This window comes from Nonomuraea sp. NPDC052129 (assembly GCF_040680095.1).
GTDB lineage: Bacteria > Actinomycetota > Actinomycetes > Streptosporangiales > Streptosporangiaceae > Nonomuraea.
In genome coordinates, this window is the sequence record NZ_JBFAVX010000024.1 from 127,933 (window position 1) to 144,393 (window position 16,461).

The window sequence follows — 16,461 nt, forward strand, 5'->3', positions numbered from 1 at the left end:
CCCGCTGTCAGGCTTCCTTGTTCTCGGTCCGTTCACTAGCGTGAGGCGGCATGACGCTCCAGGCACAAAAGACGGCAGCGGGCGAGGATGGCGACCACTGGCTGGCGGTGCGGCCGAGGCTCATTCTCGCCAGTGGGTTCATGCTCTTCCTGGAGCTGGCGCTGATCCGGTGGACCGGCTCGAACATCGTGCATCTCAGCTATTTCACCAATTTCGTGCTTCTCGGCTCGTTCCTCGGCATCGGCCTGGGGTTCCTGCGCGTGGGGCGGGCGCGGCGGCAGCCGTACTATTCGCCGGTCATCCTGTTCGGCCTGGTCTTCGTCGTGCTGACCTTTCCGGTGACCGTCGACCGCAACACCGAGGGCGTCCTCTACTGGACCAGCCTGCAGACCACGGGACCGCCCGCGTGGCTGATCCTGCCGGTGATCTTCTGCGCGGCGGCGCTCGTGCTGATGGGCCCGGCCGAGCTGGTCGGGCGCTGCTTCCCCGAGCTGCCCCGCCTGGAGGCCTACCGCTACGACCTGATCGGCAGCCTCTCGGGGATCGCGCTCTTCACCGCGCTGTCGTTCCTGAGCGCGCCGCCGGTGTTCTGGGGGCTGATCGCGGCCGCCGCCTACGGCGTCCTGCTGGTGCCCCGGCCGCGGATCATCTACCTCGGGCTCGTCACCGTGCCGTCGCTGGCGGTCGTGGGGCTGCTGCTGGCCGAGACGCTGACCGCCGGCGCGTTCTGGTCGCCGTACTACAAGGTCACCTACAAGCAGTTCCAGCAGCTCGGCGTGCCCGTCACCGACATCTCCGTGAACGGCATCCCGCACCAGCAGGCCGTGCCCGCCGCCGCCCGGCTGCAGTGGGAGCGCCAGTACGGCCTGCCGTACGAGCGGGCCGGCACCCCGCCCAAGAACGTGCTCATCGTCGGCGCGGGCAGCGGCACGGACGTGGCGATCGCCCTGTCCAAGGGCGCCACCCACGTCGACGCCGTCGAGATCGACCCCAAACTCCGCGAACTCGGCGGCTCCCTGCACCCCGACAAGCCCTACGACGATCCCCGGGTGACCACCCACGTCACCGACGGCCGCGCCTTCCTGGAGCGGACCGGCGACAAGTACGACCTGATCCTGTTCGCCCTGCCCGACTCGCTCACGCTCGTGTCGGGGGCCAGCTCGCTGCGGCTGGAGAGCTACCTGTTCACCGAGGAGGCCATGCGGGCCGCCCGGGCCCACCTCAAGCCCACCGGGACCTTCTCGATGTACAACTACTACCGCGAGAGCTGGCTCGTCGACCGGCTCGCCTCGACCGTGCAGAACGCCTTCGGCCACAAGCCGTGCGTCGACGTGGTCAGCACGGCGGGCCAGCAGGCCGTGATCACGGCGGGCGCGACGGCGTCGGCGCAGCGGTGCGCGGGGGAGTGGGCGGGCGCCGCCGCGGGCACCCCGCCGCCCACCGGTGACGACCGGCCGTTCCTCTACCTGAAGGACGGCGACATCCCGTCGCTCTACCTCATCACGCTCGGCCTGATCCTCGCGGTCAGCCTGATCGCCGTCCGCGTCGTCGCCGGGCCCTACCGGCGGATGCGCCCCTACGCCGACCTGTTCCTGCTCGGAGTGGCGTTCCTGCTGCTGGAGACCAAGAGTGTGACGGGCTTCGCGCTGCTGTTCGGCACGACGTGGGTGGTCAACGCGATCGTGTTCGCCGGGGTGCTCGTCGCCGTGCTCGCCGCCGTCGAGATCACCCGCCGCTTCCGCACCCCGCCACTGCCGGTCATGTACGGGGTGCTGTTCGGCGGCCTGCTACTGGCCTGGCTGGTGCCGAACACGTGGCTGCTGTCGCTGCCACTGCCCCTGCGGGCGGTCGCGGCGGTGACGGTGGCGTTCCTGCCGATCTTCGCGGCGAACGTGGTCTTCGCCAAACGCTTCTCCGACTCGGCGGACGCCACGACGTCCTTCGGCGCGAACCTCCTGGGGGCCATGGTGGGCGGCTGCCTGGAATACCTGGCGCTGGTGATCGGCTACAAGGGCCTGCTCATCGTGGCCGCCGTCCTCTACCTGGGCGCCTTCATCCTGCTGCCGCGCAAGTCGGTGGCGGCCTCGTAGTGCGGGCACGCTACGGACCGGATCAGACCCGCTACGGGCCCGCGCCGGGTTCGTCGTTGTGCTGGTCGACGGGGGCGGGTGGTGCGGGGCGCCGATGCAGGAGGCCGAACTTCGACCACATGCCCTCGGCCGTCTCGATCGAGGCGGCCGTCCGGGCCGGGTCCACGGTGGCCAGCTGCGTGACCAGCGCCTGCGCGACGGCCATCCCGGCGGTCAGCGACGGGAAGAACGCCACCCCCTCGGCCGGGACCATCACCACCTCCTCGGCGGCGTTGGCCAGGGCGGGGCTGGCCGCGTCCGTCAAGGCGAAGACGCGGACGCCACGGGCGCGCGCCTCGTTGGCGGCCAGCACGGTGCTCTCGTACAGCCGCCAGAAGCTGATGGCGATCAGCACGTCACCCGGGCCGATAGCCGCGACGGAGTTGGCCAGCTCGGCGTCCCCGCTCGTCACAGCCGCGACCGGGTAGCCGGCCAGCCGGGCGTTGTGCGCGAGCGCCATGCCGACCGCCGCGTAGCTGCCGTCCGCGACGATCACCGTGCGGCCCGCGGCGGCGACGGCCTCGGCGATGGTACGCAGCACGCCTTCGTCCAGGCGCCTGTTGAGCAGCGCGAGGCTGTCCAGGTCGCGCCGGAGTGAGCGGGAGCTGGGCGAGCCGGCGCCGCTGTGCTCGGCCGCCACCTGGGGCGCGCTGAGCGAGGACAGGTAGCGGGCGCGCAACTCCTGCTGGAGCGCGGGCCATCCGGCGAAGCCGAGCGCCTGCGCGGTGCGGGTCACGGTCGCCACGTTCACCCCCGCGAGCTGGGCCAGCTCGGCGGCCGCGCCGAACGACGCCCGGCGCGGCTGCGAGAGGAGCACCTCCAGCAGCGCGGCCGCCTTGGGGCGCAGCCCGCGCTCGGGCACCCGGTCGCGCAGCCAGTCCTGAAAGCTGTCCGTGACGCGCTCTGTCACCTGATCCTCTCCCGTGGCCGAGCAGCCATGCTACGCGTCCGCAACATGGATAATGTGCAAAGAACATTGCAATTTGTGGGATTTGCACTATACGTTGCCAGGCAATCGTTCTACAGGGCTGTGACCTTGGGAAGGTGCGTTGGCATGACCTTGTTGGCCCGTCTGGACCGGCTCCCACTGAGCCGTCCGCACTATCTCCTTCTGCTCATAGGCGGCCTCGGCTACACCTTCGACGGCATGGACTCCGCCGTGGTCGCCTTCCTACTGCCCAGCGCCCGCGCGGAATGGGGCCTCGACGACGGCCAGCTCGGGCTGATCGGGTCCGCGAGCCCGTTCGGGTTCCTGTTCGGGGCGGCCATCGCCGGCCTGCTCGGCGACCGCATCGGCCGCAAGAAGGTCATGATGTACGCCCTGGCGTTCTACGCGATCTTCTCCGTGGTCGCCGCGTTCGCCCCCAACTACGAGGCGTTCCTGGCCTCCAGGATCCTCGCCGGGGCGGGAGCCGGCGCCGAGAGCGCGATCATCGCGCCGTTCCTGTCGGAGTTCGTCCCGGCCAAGCGGCGCGGCTGGTTCATCGGCGCGCTGGCCGGGTTCTTCTCCTTCGGCTTCGTCATGGCCGCGCTGATCGGCCGCTTCGTCGTCCCCACGATGGACGACGGCTGGCGCGTCGCGCAGCTGATCACCGCGGTGCCGATCGTGATGCTGCTGTGGTGGCGGCGCTCGCTGCCCGAATCGCCGCGCTTCCTGCTCCAGCAGGGCCGCCACGCGGAGGCCGAGGCGGTGGTCGTCGATCTCGAACGCCGCGTCGAGCGGGCCACCGGGCAGGTTCTCCCGCCCGTGCCCGCCGCCACCGCCCAGGTCGCGACGGTCACGCCGAAGGTGAACCTGATCAGCGCGCTGCGGTTCCTGTGGAGCCCGGCCATGGCCAAGCGGACCGCCGTCATCTGGCTGATCTGGTTCGTGATCACGTTCTCCTACTACGGGTTCTTCTCCTGGATCCCGACCCTGCTCGTGGGGCGCGGCATCACGGTGACGAAGAGCTTCGAGTTCTCGATCATCATCTATCTGGCGCAGATCCCCGGCTACTTCTCCGCCGCCTGGCTCTCGGAGCGGCTGGACCGCAAGAACACCATCGCGCTCTACCTGGCGGGCTCGGCGATCAGCGCGTTCTGGCTGTCCCAGATGGACTCGCCGGTCGCCATCACGATCGCGGGCGCGGTGCTGTCCTTCTTCCTCAACGGGACGTACGCGGGCGTCTACTCCTACACGCCCGAGGTGTTCCCGACCTGGATCCGGGCCACCGGCACCGGCTTGTCCAGCGCGTTCGGCCGCGTCGGCAGCATTCTCGCGCCCACGATCATCGGCCTGTCGGCCGCGAGCCTGGGCTTCGCCGGAGTGTTCGGCCTCACCACGGCCGTGCTGGTGGCCGGGGTGATCTGCGTGATCGTCTTCGGCCTGTCCACGGCCGGACGGTCGCTGGAAGACCTGACCGAGCGGGGCGATCCCGCCGACACAGCGGGGGAGATGGCGAAATGACCGACCTGAAGGACGTGGAGGAGAAGGTCCGGGAGTCACTGGGGGTTCGGCTGTTCACGGTCCTGGCCTGGATTCCCGAACGGCGGGCGCTACGGCGCGTCCACAGCAGCGACCCCGAGCGCTATCCAGTGGGTGGGGAGAAGACCGTCGAGGTGGCCCGGGGCTGGCTGGCCCGCTGCATCGAGGCGGGGGAGCCGTACTTCGGCCCGGACCGGGCCGCCGTGCGGGAGGTGTTCGCCGACCACGAGCTGATCGAGAGCCTGGGCTGCGGGGCCATCGTCAACGTGCCCGTGATGGACGGCGACGAGGTGCTCGGGGTGCTGAACATCCTGGACGCCGAGGGCAGCTACGACGAGGAGTCGGTCGCCGTCGCCGCGTCCCTGGCGCCGCTCGCGGTGCCCGCCCTGCGCGCCGCCGTACACGGAACCGCCGAGTGATTCTGAGAGGTATCAAGTGAGTCTGCTGCTGCGTAACGCCCTCATGCTCGACGTTGTCACCGGCGACTACGCCGAAGGTGACCTGCGCCTGGAGGAGGGCCGCATCGTCGAGGCGGGCCCGGGACTGGTCGGCACCGCGGGCACGCGGGTGATCGACGTGGCCGGCGGCGTGGTCGTACCCGGGCTGATCGACGCGCACGTGCACGTCACCGCCGCGACCGCCGACCTGGGCGGCCTGCCCGCCATGTCGCCCTCCTACGTCGCCGCGCACAGCGCCCGCCTGATGGGGCAGATGCTCGACCGCGGCTTCACCACGGTCCGCGACGCCTCGGGAGCCGACTACGGGCTGTGCGACGCTCAGGAGGAGGGCCTGATCCGCGGGCCGCGGCTGCTGTTCTGCGGCAAGGGGCTGAGCCAGACCGGCGGCCACGGCGACCAGCGCGGCCGGGGCCAGAACGGGGGCGTCGACCAGTCCTGCTGCGCCGGTCTCGGCCGGGTCGCCGACGGGGTGGACGCCGTGCGCACCGCCGCGCGCGACGAGCTGCGCAAGGGCGCCCACCACATCAAGGTCATGGCCTCCGGCGGTGTCGCCTCGCCCACCGACCGCATCGACTCGACCCAGTACTCCATGGACGAGCTGCGCGCGATCGTCGAGGAGGCCGAGGCCGCCAACCGCTACGTCGCCGCGCACGCCTACACGGCCCGCGCGGTCAACCGCGCACTGGAGGCGGGGGTGCGCTCGATCGAGCACGGCAACCTGCTCGACGACCACAGCGTGGAGCTGTTCCTGCGGTACGACGCCTACCTGGTGCCCACGCTCGTGACGTACTGGGCGCTCAAGGAGGAGGGCATGGCCTTCGGCCTGCCGGAGTCGAGCTGGCGCAAGGTCGACGAGGTGCTCGGCGCCGGGCTCAGGGCGCTGGAGCGCGCCGCCCGCGCGGGCGTACGGCTGGCCTACGGCAGCGACCTGCTGGGCGGCATGCACCGGCACCAGAACCACGAGTTCCGGCTGCGTGGCGAGGTGCAGCAGCCGATCGACGTGCTGCGGGCCGCCACGGTCAACGCGGCCGATCTCGTCGGGCTGGCCGGCGAGATCGGCACGCTCGCGGTGGGCGCGCGGGCGGACCTGCTCGTGCTCGACGGCGACCCCCTGCGGGACCTCGGGGTGCTCGCCGAGCCCAAGCACATCCGCCATGTCGTGCAGGGCGGCCAGGTGGTCTCCGGGTGAGCTTGCCTCAGCCCTTGAGCCCGCTGGAGAAGCCCTTGATCACGTAGCGCTGCAGGAGGAGGAAGATCACTACGATCGGCAGCGCCCCGAGCACCAGCCCGGCGAAGACGAGGCCGTGGTCGGAGACGTACTGGCCGACGAAGGCGAAGACGCTCACCGGCACCGTCTCGAACCCCGAGCCGCCCAGGTAGAGCAGGGGAGTGAAGAAGTCGTTCCAGATGAAGACGGCGTTGAGGATCAGCACCGTACCGGTGATCGGCCGCAGCAGCGGGAAGACGACCCTGGTGAACGCGGTCAGATGCGAGGCGCCGTCGATCTGGGCGGCGCTGGCGTACTCGCGGGGCAGCGCGCGGATGAACCCGGTGTAGAGGAACACCGTGAACGGCAACTGGATCCCCGTGTAGAACAGGATCATCCCCGCGTGTGTGCCGATCAGCCCCAGGTCGGTCACCAGCTGGTAGAGCGGGATCATCCCGAGCTGGAAGGGCAGCACGATGCCCAGCAGGAACAGCACGTACAGCCCGTAGCCCAGATGGCTCTTGGCCCTGGCCAGGTAGTAGGCGGCGAAGGAGCCGAGGGCGATCAGCGCGACCAGGCTGACCGCGGTGATCACGGTGCTGTTCATCAGGGACGGGCCGAGCGCGGCCGCCGACCACGCCTTGGTGAAGTTGTCCGTCGTGGGCGGGGCGGGCAGCGCCAGCGGGGTCTGCGAGATCTGCGCCGGATCCTTCAATGACAGGGTGATCAGCGCGTACACCGGGAAGAGGAACGCCACCGCCACCACGATCATGACGATCTCCAGCAGGAACGTCCGCCTCACTGGGCCACCTCCCGGCCGCGCAGGTAGTAGACCTGCACGAGCGACACCGCGGCCACGAACAGCGCGAGCACCAGGGCGATCGCGGTGCTGTAGCCGAACTTGCCGAACACGAACGCCTGCTTGTACAGCACGGTCGACAGCGTCTCGGTGGCGTAGCCGGGGCCGCCGTTGGTCGCCGCGAAGACCTGGTCGAACAGCTTGAGACCGCCGATCGTGGAGAGCATCAGATTGATCGTCAGGGCCGGGGCGAGCAGCGGCCAGGTGACGTACCGGAAGCGCTGCAGGGTGCTCGCGCCGTCGATCATCGCCGCCTCGTGCAGCTCCTTCGGCACGCCCTCCAGCCCGGCCAGGAAGATGACCATCGAGTAGCCGGCGTACTGCCACACGACCGTGGCCGCGATCGACCACAGCGCGAGCGACGGGTCGCCGAGCCAGTCGATCTTGAGACCGAGCAGCCCGTTGAGCCCGGCGGACGGGTCGGGGTTGTAGATGTACTTCCACAGGAAGGCCACCATGACCGGGCTGACGACGACCGGCGCGAAGAAGATCACCCGCAGCAGCGCCCGGCTCTTCAGCTTCGCGTGCACGCCGAGCGCGAGCAGCAGCCCCACCGCGTTCTGCACGACGACGATCGCCACGGTCAGCAGCAGCGTGTTGCCGATGGAGTCCATCGCCTGGTCGTCGTGCAGGAGCGTCTGGAAGTTCGCCAGCCCGACGAAGGACTTGTCCGCGCCGATGCCGCTCCAGTCGGTGAAGGCGTACAGCATGCCCGCCAGGCTGGGATAGAGCACGACGACGGCGTACACCACCAGGGCGGGCGCCGCGAACAGCCACGAGGGCGAGAGCGCGGCGAACCGCCGCCGCGGCTTGCCGGCCGCGGCGGTGGATCGTCCGACGGGCGTCGCTGTCATGGTCATTTGGCGTAGGCCTCGTCCATCTTCCGTAGCGCGTCGTCAATCTTGATCTTGCCGGCGAGCAGGTCCTGGATCACCGCGAAGTGGACCGGCTGCACCTCGGCGTTGGGCCAGCGCTGGTCCATGAACGGCACGGCCCGGTCCTTGGTGAACGGCAGGAACGACTGCACGGCGGGGTCGATGGTGGAGGAGGCGTCCTGGGTGAGCGGGATGGCCGCGATCGCCTTGGCCCAGCGGTTGATGTTCTCCTGCTTGCCGAGGAAGTCGATGAACGCCTTGGCCTCGGCCAGGTTCTTGCCCTTGGCCGCGGCACCGAGGCCGACCACCACGCCGGCCGGGATCCACACCTGGTCCGCCACGTCCGCGCCGGGGACCGGGAACATCGACAGGTCGTCGGGGCTGCCCGCCGACTTGCGGAAGTCCGGCAGCACCGCGGAGACCTGGATGGCCATGCCCGCCTTGCCGGTGGCCACCATCGAGATCTGCTGCTCGAAGGTGGTGCCGTTCGGCTTGTCGTTGAAGAAGCCGCGCTTCTGCAGCTCCAGGTACATCTCCATCGCCTCGCGCCAGCCGGACTTGGCGAAGCTGGTCTGCCCCGCCGCCTGCTTGTCGTCGAAGGTGGGGTCCTTGGCGTACACGGTCGAGGGGACGAGGGCGTAGGTGATGAGCTGGGTGACCCACGGCGTCTGCGCGCCCAGGGCGATCGGCGTCTTGCCGGCCTTCTTCAGCTTGTCGCAGACCGCCAGGAACTCCGTCCAGGTGGTCGGCGGCGCGTCCACGCCCGCCTCCTGGAACACCTTCTTGTTGTAGATCGCGCCGATGACCGAGGAACCGGCCGAGTAGATGTAGGTCTTGCCGTCCTTCTGGAAGGCGGGCTTGAAACCGGTCGGGATCGTCTGCGTCCACGACTGGTCGGACAGGTCGGCCAGCAGTCCGGCCCCGGCGATCTGGTCCATCGACATCGCGCTGCCGCTGCCCGGGTAGACCACGTGCACGTCGGGCGCGTTGCCCGCGCCGAGCTGCGTACGCAGCGAGGTCTGCACCTGGTCGGTCGGCGCGAACGAGGTGGCCAGGGTGACGCCCGGCTTGGCCTGCTTGTAGGCCGCCACCAGCTCGTCCATCGGCGCCTTCTGGTCGGCCACGCCGACGAACCTCAGCTCGACGGCGGAGGCCTGCCCCTGACCGGTGGAGCCGGTGGTCTGTGGCTTGGTCGAACACGCGGTCGCCGCGGCGGCGACCGCGAGACCGCCCATCATGCGGAAGAACTGAACGCGGCTCAGCCTGGCGTCGCGTAGTTCGGTCATGGCACTGTCTCCTCGGTCTGACGGGATTGGGGGGCTCCCGAGGGATGCGAACGTTTTAATTAGTTACATCTAACGTTAAAACGTGTGAAGTTGTGAAGGTGCGAGGAGACTACGAGCCGTTCCGCAGGGGTGTCAAGGGTGCGCGCCACGCTACGATGCGCTGTCATCACAGCTGCCATCGCGCTGTCATCGTTCTGTCATCGAGACCGGGAGGGCGCGGGTGAAATCACGTCAGCACTCGGACAGGGGAGTCGTCAGGCGCCAGGCGATGGCGGAGCATCTCATGCGACACGGCTCCGCCTCGGTGAGCGAGCTCGCGGAGGTGTTCCGCGTGAGCGTGATGACCGTCCACCGCGACCTCGACGAGCTCGAGTTCCATGGCATGGTGCGCAAATACCGCGGCGGCGCGAGCGCGCAGGCGTCGAGCGTCTTCGAGAGCAACATCGCCTACCGGCTGACGGCCCAGACCGAGGAGAAGGAGGCGATCGCCCGCCACGTCGTGGGGCTGATCGAGCCGGGCAGCTCGGTCATGATCGACGACTCCACGACCGCGCTGGCCGTCGCCCGCCATCTCAACGAGGTGGCCCCTCTGACCGTGGTGACGAACTTCCTCGAGGCCATCAAGCTGCTCGCCCCCGTGCCCGGCATCCGGCTCATGGCGCTGGGCGGCGAATACCATCCGACGCACGACTCGTTCCTGGGCGTCGGCTGCGTCGACTCCGTCCAGGCCATGAACACCGACATGGTGATCGTCTCCACCTCGGCCATCTCCGACCGGCACGCCTTCCACCAGGAGCAGGAGATCGTGCTGGTGAAGCGGGCCATGGTGGCCGCGGGGACGCGCTGCGTCCTCGCGGTGGACCACACCAAGCTCGACCGGGTGGCGCTGCACCGGGTGGCGCCGCTGGAGAAGTTCGACGTCATCGTGGTGGACGCGGGGGCGCCGGCCGAGGCCGTCCAGCGCCTGCGCGACCGGCGGCACAACGTCGAGATCGCCGGCTAGCGCGCCGCCTCACATTCCGTGGTGTTGTCTCGTCGTACTGGGGAGAACACATGGGACAACGGAAAGTCGGCGACACCATGACCACCCCACCCGAGCCAGGAGGCGGCCGGCTCGATCCGGGCCTGAGCGCGATCATGAGCGAGCGGCGCAAGCTGATCAATCTCGCCTACCGCCTCCTGGGCTCCTTGGCCGATGCCGAGGATGTCGTACAAGAGACCTACGCCCGCTGGTACGCGATGACCCAGCGGCAGCAGGAAGCCATCGAATCCCCCAGCGGCTGGCTGACGACGGTCGCCAGCCGCATCTGCCTGGACCTGCTCGGCTCGGCACGCGCGAGGCGCGAACGCTACGTGGGCGAATGGATCCCCGAGCCGCTGCCCGACCCCACGGAGTGGATCACCGGGCGGTCGGCCGACCCGGTGGACCGCGTCACCCTCGACGAGTCGATCACCATGGCCTTCCTGGTCGTGCTCGATTCGATGACCCCGGCCGAACGCGTCGCGCTCGTCCTGCACGACGTCTTCCGCTACTCCTTCGCCGAGGTGGCCGAGATCGTCGGCCGTACGCCGGCGGCCTGTCGCCAGCTGGCCACCTCGGCCCGCCGCCGCATTCGCGCCGCGCGGTCCCCCTCCGCTCCGGCAGCCCAGCAGGCCGGGATCGTCAGGGACTTCAAGCAGGCGTGGGAAGCCAAGGACATCGACGCTCTCATCGGCCTGCTCGACCCCGACGCCACGGCGATCGCCGACGGCGGCGGCCTCGTCAGCGCCAGGCTCCACCCGATCGAAGGCAGCGAGCAGGTCGCGCGCTACTGCGTCGAAATCGCCGACCTGGCACCCGGTCTGACGCTTCTGGAGCGTACGGTCAACGGTCAGCCCGGTCTGGTGCTTCAGCTGGACGACATCACCGTGGCGGTGATGGCGTTCGAGGTCACGGGTGACCGGATCAAGCACATGTGGGGGGTGCGGAACCCTGAGAAGCTCCGCCCCTGGACGACAGGCTGACACTTGCCGGTAAGTGTCCTGGGGCGCCGCAGCCAGTGCGGCGCCCCATAAACCATCAGGCGGGCTCGAACCCCGGCGGGAACCAGGCTTGCAGGTTTTCAGGGTTGATCGGCACTGAGATATGTTCGTGCGTGATCAACCACTTGTCGCCTGACCGTCGGCAGCAAACTGTCGATCGCACCCATATCGCACTCTGGAGCCCGTTCTTACGTGTTCCGGAGTCCAGGTGGAGCATGTGCGCGAACGCGGTATCTTCCCCTGCCGCAATGGTAAGGTCGTGCGTTTCCAGGCCGATGGGGCCATCGTATTCGTCGAACCACCGCACAAAGTTGCCGCGGACTTGATCGGATCCCGCGAACTGGAGAGGCGGCACGACATCGTAATAAACAATGTCGGAAGAGTAATGTGACATGAGGTGGTCAATGTCCTTTGTCTGGCAGGCATCGACTCGACTCTCCAAGAGCGCCCTAACCTCGGACTCGTTCGAAGTCATCGCATCCTCCATTCGTTAATCCCGTGCCGGATCAGGCGGCGCGGCCGGCCTTGAGTGAGGCCGCGGTGTCGACGACGCGGCGGGCCTGGAAGCGAGCCGCCTGCAAGATCACCTCGCTGGGCGGGCCATCGCCGCCCACGTGGGAGGTGCCATAGGGATTGCCCGACTGGAACTGGATGGGGTCGGCGTAGCCGGGGGGCACGATGATGCCGCCCCAGTGGTAGAAGGTGTTCCCCAGTGCCAGGAGGGTGGATTCCTGACCGCCGTGGGCGGTGTTGGAGGCGGTGAAAGCCGAGTACACCTTGTCCACGAGCTTGCCCTGAAACCACAGCGGACCAGTGGTGTCGATGAACTGCCTGAGCTGGTTGGCCGGGTTGCCGAAGCGGCTGGGGGTGCCGAACATTACCGCGTCGGCCCACTCCAGATCGTCATGGCCCGCCTCGGTGACGTCGGCGGTGTCCTGGCGGTACTGGACCCAGGCCGGATTGGCGCTGATCGCCTCCGGTGGGGCCGTTTCGGCGACCCTGCGCAGTCGTACGTGTGCGCCGGCCTTCTCCGCGCCCTCGGCGACGGCTTGCGCCAGAGCGTGCACGGTGCCTGTGGCGCTGTAGTAAATGATCGCGACCTTGACGGGTTCCATGGTCAGTTCACTCCTTCGGGTTCGGTTCATCGGTAGGACGACGTAGCCCCGCGCAATGTGAGGTGACGTGTCTGCACCGGGGCATGTTGGCTCAATCGAACAGGCAGGAATTGGTTCTCCCGACGGAGCCACTTCATCGCGTAGGGTCGGGCCGCCCGGAATGATCCACCGCTAGGAGCGAGTGACGATGTCCTATCCGCCGCCCCGTTACTTGACGGAACACGGGATCGCCAGCGCGACCTACCGATCGGCCGACGCGCCGCCGGACCTGACGATCGGAGTCAAATCCCGGGTCGGCTATCTGGCGACCGGCGCGAGCACCGATGGCCAATTCGGTCTCTACCGCTGGGACATGGCCGCGATCCCGAACGGCCCCGGCGCCCACTTCCACCGGACCTTTTCCGAGTCGTTCTTCGTCCTGGAAGGCACAGTCTCGCTGTACGACGGAGAGCGATGGCTGGACGCGACACCGGGCGATTTCCTGTACGTGCCGCCAGGCGGAGTCCACGCTTTCAGCAACAATTCCGATGCGCCTGCTTCCATGCTGGTGCTGTTCACGCCGGGGGCACCCCGGGAGGCGTACTTCCAGGAGCTCGCCGAAATCGTCGCTGCCGGCCGGCAGCTCACCGACGAGGAATGGACTGAGCTTTATGCCGCGCACGACCAGTACGCCGTACCGTGAACCACGCGTAGCTCTGGCGGCTGCCTCTTGAGGCGGACGCAGTGGCATCGCCTGGACATTTAGCCTTACTGGGTGGAACCAGTCCGCAGCAGCGAACGGATCGGTGCGACTACGCGAAATGATGCACAAAGGAGTCCTGGTCGTAGCGACGCCAGCCGGGTGACTCGCCGTGGATGAAGGCGATCCATGACCGCTGGACCTGCTCGACCAGGCGTCCCAGATCGGCCCGCCCAGGCAGCAGAGCCTCAGGCACGTCACCAAGGTCCGGTGCGGCCTGCGGCGCCGACAGCCGGTCGGCCCTGCCGTACCGAATACCGGCGAACGCGCCGGTGAGGCTCATAGCCGCACCTCACGGAAGGCGAGCGCGGCGCCGCGTGCCTGGGCCGCGCCGACGAAGAATCCGCCGCCCGGCAGGTCGCGCGTGGTGAAGCCGTTGCCCTCCACCAGTGTGCGGGCGGCGGCGAGATCGGTGACCGCCACCGTCTGTCCGGCCATGTACGGCAGCGCCGGAACGTCCTCGCCGGGCAGCACCTCGGCGAAGCCGGAGACCGGGACGATCTCCATCCGCCCAAGCGCGAGCCGCAGCACCTGGCGCGGCCCATCGGCGACCGGCATCACATCCAGGATGCGGGCATAGCGGTGCACGGTGGCAGCCAGGTCACCGTCGCCCACCACCAGCAGGACGCTCTCCAGATGGGTGGCTCCGTTGGCGTGGCGCAGGTAGCGGGGCTGGTGGATGAGTTCGGGTGTCAGATGGCAGGCGGCGTGGACCAGCCCCTCGGGCGTGAGCGCCCGCTCCAGGTGGATGGCCTGGAACCGGGCCGTCGCGGTGCCGTCCGGGGTCTCCACCTCGCGCTGCAAGGGCAGGACGCCCGAGGAGGAAAGCCCGGCCGCGCGCAGCCGCTCCTCGGTCACGGCCGCGTCGGCGCAGCCGAACGAGTTGCCGTGCAGGCCCTCGTACTGAGCGATCAGCGAGCGGATGTTCCACGGATCGACGCTTCCGTCGCCGAACAGGCCGAGCAGTTCCAGGTCTGTCATGAGCCGAGACTGCACACCATCTGGCCCCGTACCCCAGTCACCCGACTTCATGTGATGAATCTCGACACGAGAAGCTCTCCCATGAGAGAAACACCCCATCCCCCTCGCCTGCCGACGGCGAAGAGGCCGCCGGGTGACCGTGGCTCTGGTCAGCGGAGGCCGTGCCGGTCCGCCCAGGCCGAGATGGCCGTGGCAATCAGGACGGGGTGGTCCTCCGGGGTGTGGTGGCCGGCGACCTCCTCGGAGTGTTCGATCTCCAGGGCGGCCATGTTGGCCGCGCACCACGCGATCATGTCCTCGTGCATCATCGCTCCCGGCCCGGGTGCGAACGTGAGCAGCAGCTTGGGCACGTCCGCACTGGCCGCCAGCCACCGGTCGTACGCCTCGACCCTGGCCACGACGTCGGCGGGCTCGCCGCCCAGCGGCATCGCGCGCGGCCACTGCAAGAGCGGCCGCCTGCTCTCGCGCGTCGGGTACGGCTTGCCGTAGACGTCGAGGTCTCCCTGGGAGATCGGTGTGGCGACGGTGCCCGGCAGCCCCTGCTCGAGGAAGGCGTTGTCGTCCAGGATCATCGCCTCGCCGACGCCCTCGGTCTTGATCGCCCGGAACAGCTCGCGGCCGCCCTCGGGGAACTCCTCCCAGGTCATCGGCTTGACGATGGTCTCGGTGAACGCGATGCCGCGCACCCGGCCCGGGTGCCGAGTGGCCCAGTCGAAGGCCAGGGCGCCACCCCAGTCATGCCCGACCAGCACCACCTCCTGGAGGTCCAGCGCGTCGAACCAGGCGTCCAGATATCGGGCGTGATCGGCGAAGGTGTAGTCGATATCGGGTTTGCCCGACTCGCCCATGCCGATCAGGTCGGGGGCCAGGAGCCGTCCGGGTCCCACGGCCGGCATGACCTCTCGCCACAGGTGGGACGAGGTCGGGTTGCCGTGCAGGAAGACGATCGGCGCCCCGGTGCCGGACTCCCGGTAGTGCAGGGTCGAGTCGAGAATGTCGAGAAAGGCCATGATCCAGTCCTTAGTCAAGGTTGAGCTGAGTGATGCGATCGACCGCGATCTCGATGACCACGCGGCCGGGCGGATGGGGTGGCGGTGATCCGTAGCGCTCGGCATAGCGCCTGACGCCCTCGGACACCCGATCGGGTACGTCGTGCACAGTGGCGAGGCCCTCGAGCGTCACCCACCGGAACCCCACCGCCTGGCAGAGCGCCACACGGCCGCCCTGCCCGGCGAGGTTTCTGGCTTTCCGGGTGCTGCCGACGGTCAGGACACGGGCCAGCCCCGCCGCCTCGTCCCAGGTGAAGCGCACCGCGACCACATGCGGCGAGCCGTCGGGACGCAGGGTGGTCAGGGTGGCGACGTGCGGCTCGGCGAGGAAACCCGCGACACCCGCCGCCGCGCCCACCGGAAGGCGGCGAGTCGTGCCCGCCGGAAGGCTCGGAAGGCGGCGAGTCGTGCTCATCGGAAGGCGGGGAGGTTGCGCGCGGCCCAGTCGGCGAAGGTGCGCGGCGCGCGGCCGAGCACGCGCTGGGCGTCGGGGCTGACGGTCTGCTCGGCCGCGGTCGGCTCGCCCAGGATGGCGAGCGTGCCCTCGACGACGGGTTCGGGCATCACCTGGAGCATCTGCGCGCGTGCCTCCTCGCGGGTCTGCTCCACGAACCGCACCGGCTCGCCGAGCGCCGCGCCGAGCGCCGCCGCCCGCTCGCGCGGGGTGACCAGCGCGGGTCCGGTCAGCTCATAGGTACGGCCGGAGTGCCCGGACTCCCGCAGGACCGCGGCCGCGACCGCGGCGATGTCGGCCGGGTCGATGGTCGGCAGCCCGATGTCTCCGAAGGGCGCGGCGGCGGTGCGCCGCGTCCGGACGGATTCGGCCCAGGCGTAGGCGTTGGAGTCGAAGCCGCCGGGCCGCAGGATCGTGAAGTCCAGCCCCGACTCGCGCACCGCCCGCTCGAACAGGGCCGGGTGCCGGTAGACCTCGGGACGGGTGCCCGCTCCTTGCGAGGAGAGCAGGACGACCCGCTTGACGTCCGCGGCCTCCTTCAGGATGCCGTGCGGGTCGTCTCCGGCCACGAGGAGGAAGAGCGCGTCGGCGCCTTCCAGCGCGGGGCGGAGGCTCGTGGGGTCGTTCAGGTCGGCCGGGATGTGCCGTACACCCTCGGCGAACTGGGCGGACTGGCGGGACACGGCCGTGACCTGCTCGCCCGCGGCGGCGAGGACGCTGACGAGCTCGCGTCCGACGTTACCCGTGGCGCCCGTGACAACGATCATGATGTAATTCCTTAGTTAGTTGGCTGACTGAGAAAAACCCTAGTGCGTCCGAGCGG

General features: G+C 69.2%; 18 protein-coding genes. 7 read left to right on the forward strand and 11 right to left on the reverse strand.

Annotation, left to right across the window (positions count from 1 at the left end; translation table 11 throughout):
• Positions 1-50: 50 nt before the first annotated feature.
• A complete protein-coding gene (locus tag AB0L53_RS39350) occupies positions 51-2,090 on the forward strand; it encodes a spermidine synthase (RefSeq protein WP_364005503.1) in 2,040 nt (679 codons plus the stop codon).
• A 31-nt stretch (positions 2,091-2,121) separates the two neighbouring features.
• On the opposite strand, the gene AB0L53_RS39355 is transcribed toward AB0L53_RS39350, so the two are convergent.
• Entirely contained in the window at positions 2,122-3,039 is a 918-nt protein-coding gene (locus AB0L53_RS39355) for a MurR/RpiR family transcriptional regulator (protein ID WP_364005506.1), read from the reverse strand.
• A gap of 144 nt (positions 3,040-3,183) precedes the next feature.
• Here AB0L53_RS39355 and AB0L53_RS39360 point away from each other — a divergent pair, with 144 nt between their 5' ends.
• Genes AB0L53_RS39360 through AB0L53_RS39370 form a run of 3 tightly spaced genes read left to right on the forward strand, consistent with a single transcriptional unit; the run spans position 3,184 to position 6,240 of the window.
• Complete coding sequence (locus AB0L53_RS39360) at positions 3,184-4,575, forward strand: MFS transporter (RefSeq protein ID WP_364005509.1); 1,392 nt, start codon at positions 3,184-3,186, stop codon at positions 4,573-4,575.
• Positions 4,572-5,012 (forward strand): GAF domain-containing protein, encoded by a 441-nt coding sequence (locus AB0L53_RS39365; RefSeq protein WP_364005512.1) that lies wholly within the window; start codon positions 4,572-4,574, stop codon positions 5,010-5,012. Before AB0L53_RS39360 ends, AB0L53_RS39365 begins: the two co-directional genes overlap by 4 nt.
• A 16-nt stretch (positions 5,013-5,028) precedes the next feature.
• Positions 5,029-6,240, forward strand: a complete 1,212-nt coding sequence (locus AB0L53_RS39370; RefSeq protein ID WP_364005515.1) for an amidohydrolase family protein — start codon at positions 5,029-5,031, stop codon at positions 6,238-6,240.
• 7 nt (positions 6,241-6,247) lie between these two features.
• On the opposite strand, the gene AB0L53_RS39375 is transcribed toward AB0L53_RS39370, so the two are convergent.
• From AB0L53_RS39375 to AB0L53_RS39385, 3 genes are read right to left on the reverse strand one after another with little or no spacing between them, the layout of a single operon-like run.
• The gene (locus AB0L53_RS39375; RefSeq protein WP_364005518.1) at positions 6,248-7,060 is read right to left on the reverse strand and encodes a carbohydrate ABC transporter permease; all 813 of its coding nucleotides are present in this window, start codon (positions 7,058-7,060) and stop codon (positions 6,248-6,250) included.
• Positions 7,057-7,971 (reverse strand): sugar ABC transporter permease, encoded by a 915-nt coding sequence (locus AB0L53_RS39380; protein ID WP_357952658.1) that lies wholly within the window; start codon positions 7,969-7,971, stop codon positions 7,057-7,059. Before AB0L53_RS39380 ends, AB0L53_RS39375 begins: the two co-directional genes overlap by 4 nt.
• A 2-nt stretch (positions 7,972-7,973) precedes the next feature.
• Complete coding sequence (locus AB0L53_RS39385; RefSeq protein WP_358432439.1) at positions 7,974-9,278, reverse strand: extracellular solute-binding protein; 1,305 nt, start codon at positions 9,276-9,278, stop codon at positions 7,974-7,976.
• A gap of 268 nt (positions 9,279-9,546) precedes the next feature.
• On the opposite strand from AB0L53_RS39385, the gene AB0L53_RS39390 reads away from it, so the two are divergent.
• Positions 9,547-10,281: a DeoR/GlpR family DNA-binding transcription regulator gene (locus AB0L53_RS39390; protein ID WP_357952660.1), complete on the forward strand. Its 735-nt coding sequence runs from the start codon at positions 9,547-9,549 to the stop codon at positions 10,279-10,281.
• Between the two features lie 50 nt (positions 10,282-10,331).
• Positions 10,332-11,282 carry an RNA polymerase sigma factor SigJ gene (gene sigJ, locus AB0L53_RS39395; protein ID WP_364005522.1) on the forward strand — a complete coding sequence of 317 codons (951 nt, stop codon included), beginning with the start codon at positions 10,332-10,334 and terminating at the stop codon, positions 11,280-11,282.
• A 55-nt stretch (positions 11,283-11,337) separates the two neighbouring features.
• Here the strand turns inward: sigJ and AB0L53_RS39400 are convergent, their stop codons facing one another.
• Both AB0L53_RS39400 and wrbA read right to left on the reverse strand, forming a co-directional pair.
• Complete coding sequence (locus tag AB0L53_RS39400; RefSeq protein WP_364005525.1) at positions 11,338-11,775, reverse strand: nuclear transport factor 2 family protein; 438 nt, start codon at positions 11,773-11,775, stop codon at positions 11,338-11,340.
• 31 nt (positions 11,776-11,806) lie between these two features.
• Complete coding sequence (gene wrbA / locus AB0L53_RS39405; protein ID WP_357952663.1) at positions 11,807-12,415, reverse strand: NAD(P)H:quinone oxidoreductase; 609 nt, start codon at positions 12,413-12,415, stop codon at positions 11,807-11,809.
• Between the two features lie 187 nt (positions 12,416-12,602).
• Between wrbA and AB0L53_RS39410 the strand changes: the two genes are divergently transcribed.
• On the forward strand, positions 12,603-13,097 hold the full coding sequence (locus tag AB0L53_RS39410; protein WP_364005528.1) for a cupin domain-containing protein: 495 nt from the start codon (positions 12,603-12,605) through the stop codon (positions 13,095-13,097).
• 109 nt (positions 13,098-13,206) lie between these two features.
• Here the strand turns inward: AB0L53_RS39410 and AB0L53_RS39415 are convergent, their stop codons facing one another.
• From AB0L53_RS39415 to AB0L53_RS39435, 5 genes are all read right to left on the reverse strand, one after another.
• The gene (locus AB0L53_RS39415; RefSeq protein ID WP_364005531.1) at positions 13,207-13,437 is read right to left on the reverse strand and encodes a hypothetical protein; all 231 of its coding nucleotides are present in this window, start codon (positions 13,435-13,437) and stop codon (positions 13,207-13,209) included.
• Positions 13,434-14,135, reverse strand: a complete 702-nt coding sequence (locus AB0L53_RS39420; protein WP_364005534.1) for a VOC family protein — start codon at positions 14,133-14,135, stop codon at positions 13,434-13,436. Before AB0L53_RS39420 ends, AB0L53_RS39415 begins: the two co-directional genes overlap by 4 nt.
• Positions 14,136-14,284: 149 nt before the next feature.
• A complete protein-coding gene (locus tag AB0L53_RS39425) occupies positions 14,285-15,145 on the reverse strand; it encodes a haloalkane dehalogenase (protein ID WP_364005537.1) in 861 nt (286 codons plus the stop codon).
• A 10-nt stretch (positions 15,146-15,155) separates the two neighbouring features.
• Positions 15,156-15,599, reverse strand: a complete 444-nt coding sequence (locus tag AB0L53_RS39430; RefSeq protein WP_364005540.1) for a TIGR03618 family F420-dependent PPOX class oxidoreductase — start codon at positions 15,597-15,599, stop codon at positions 15,156-15,158.
• Positions 15,596-16,405 (reverse strand): NAD(P)H-binding protein, encoded by an 810-nt coding sequence (locus AB0L53_RS39435; RefSeq protein WP_364005543.1) that lies wholly within the window; start codon positions 16,403-16,405, stop codon positions 15,596-15,598. The genes AB0L53_RS39430 and AB0L53_RS39435 overlap by 4 nt, the downstream gene beginning before the upstream one ends.
• Positions 16,406-16,461 lie beyond the last annotated feature (56 nt).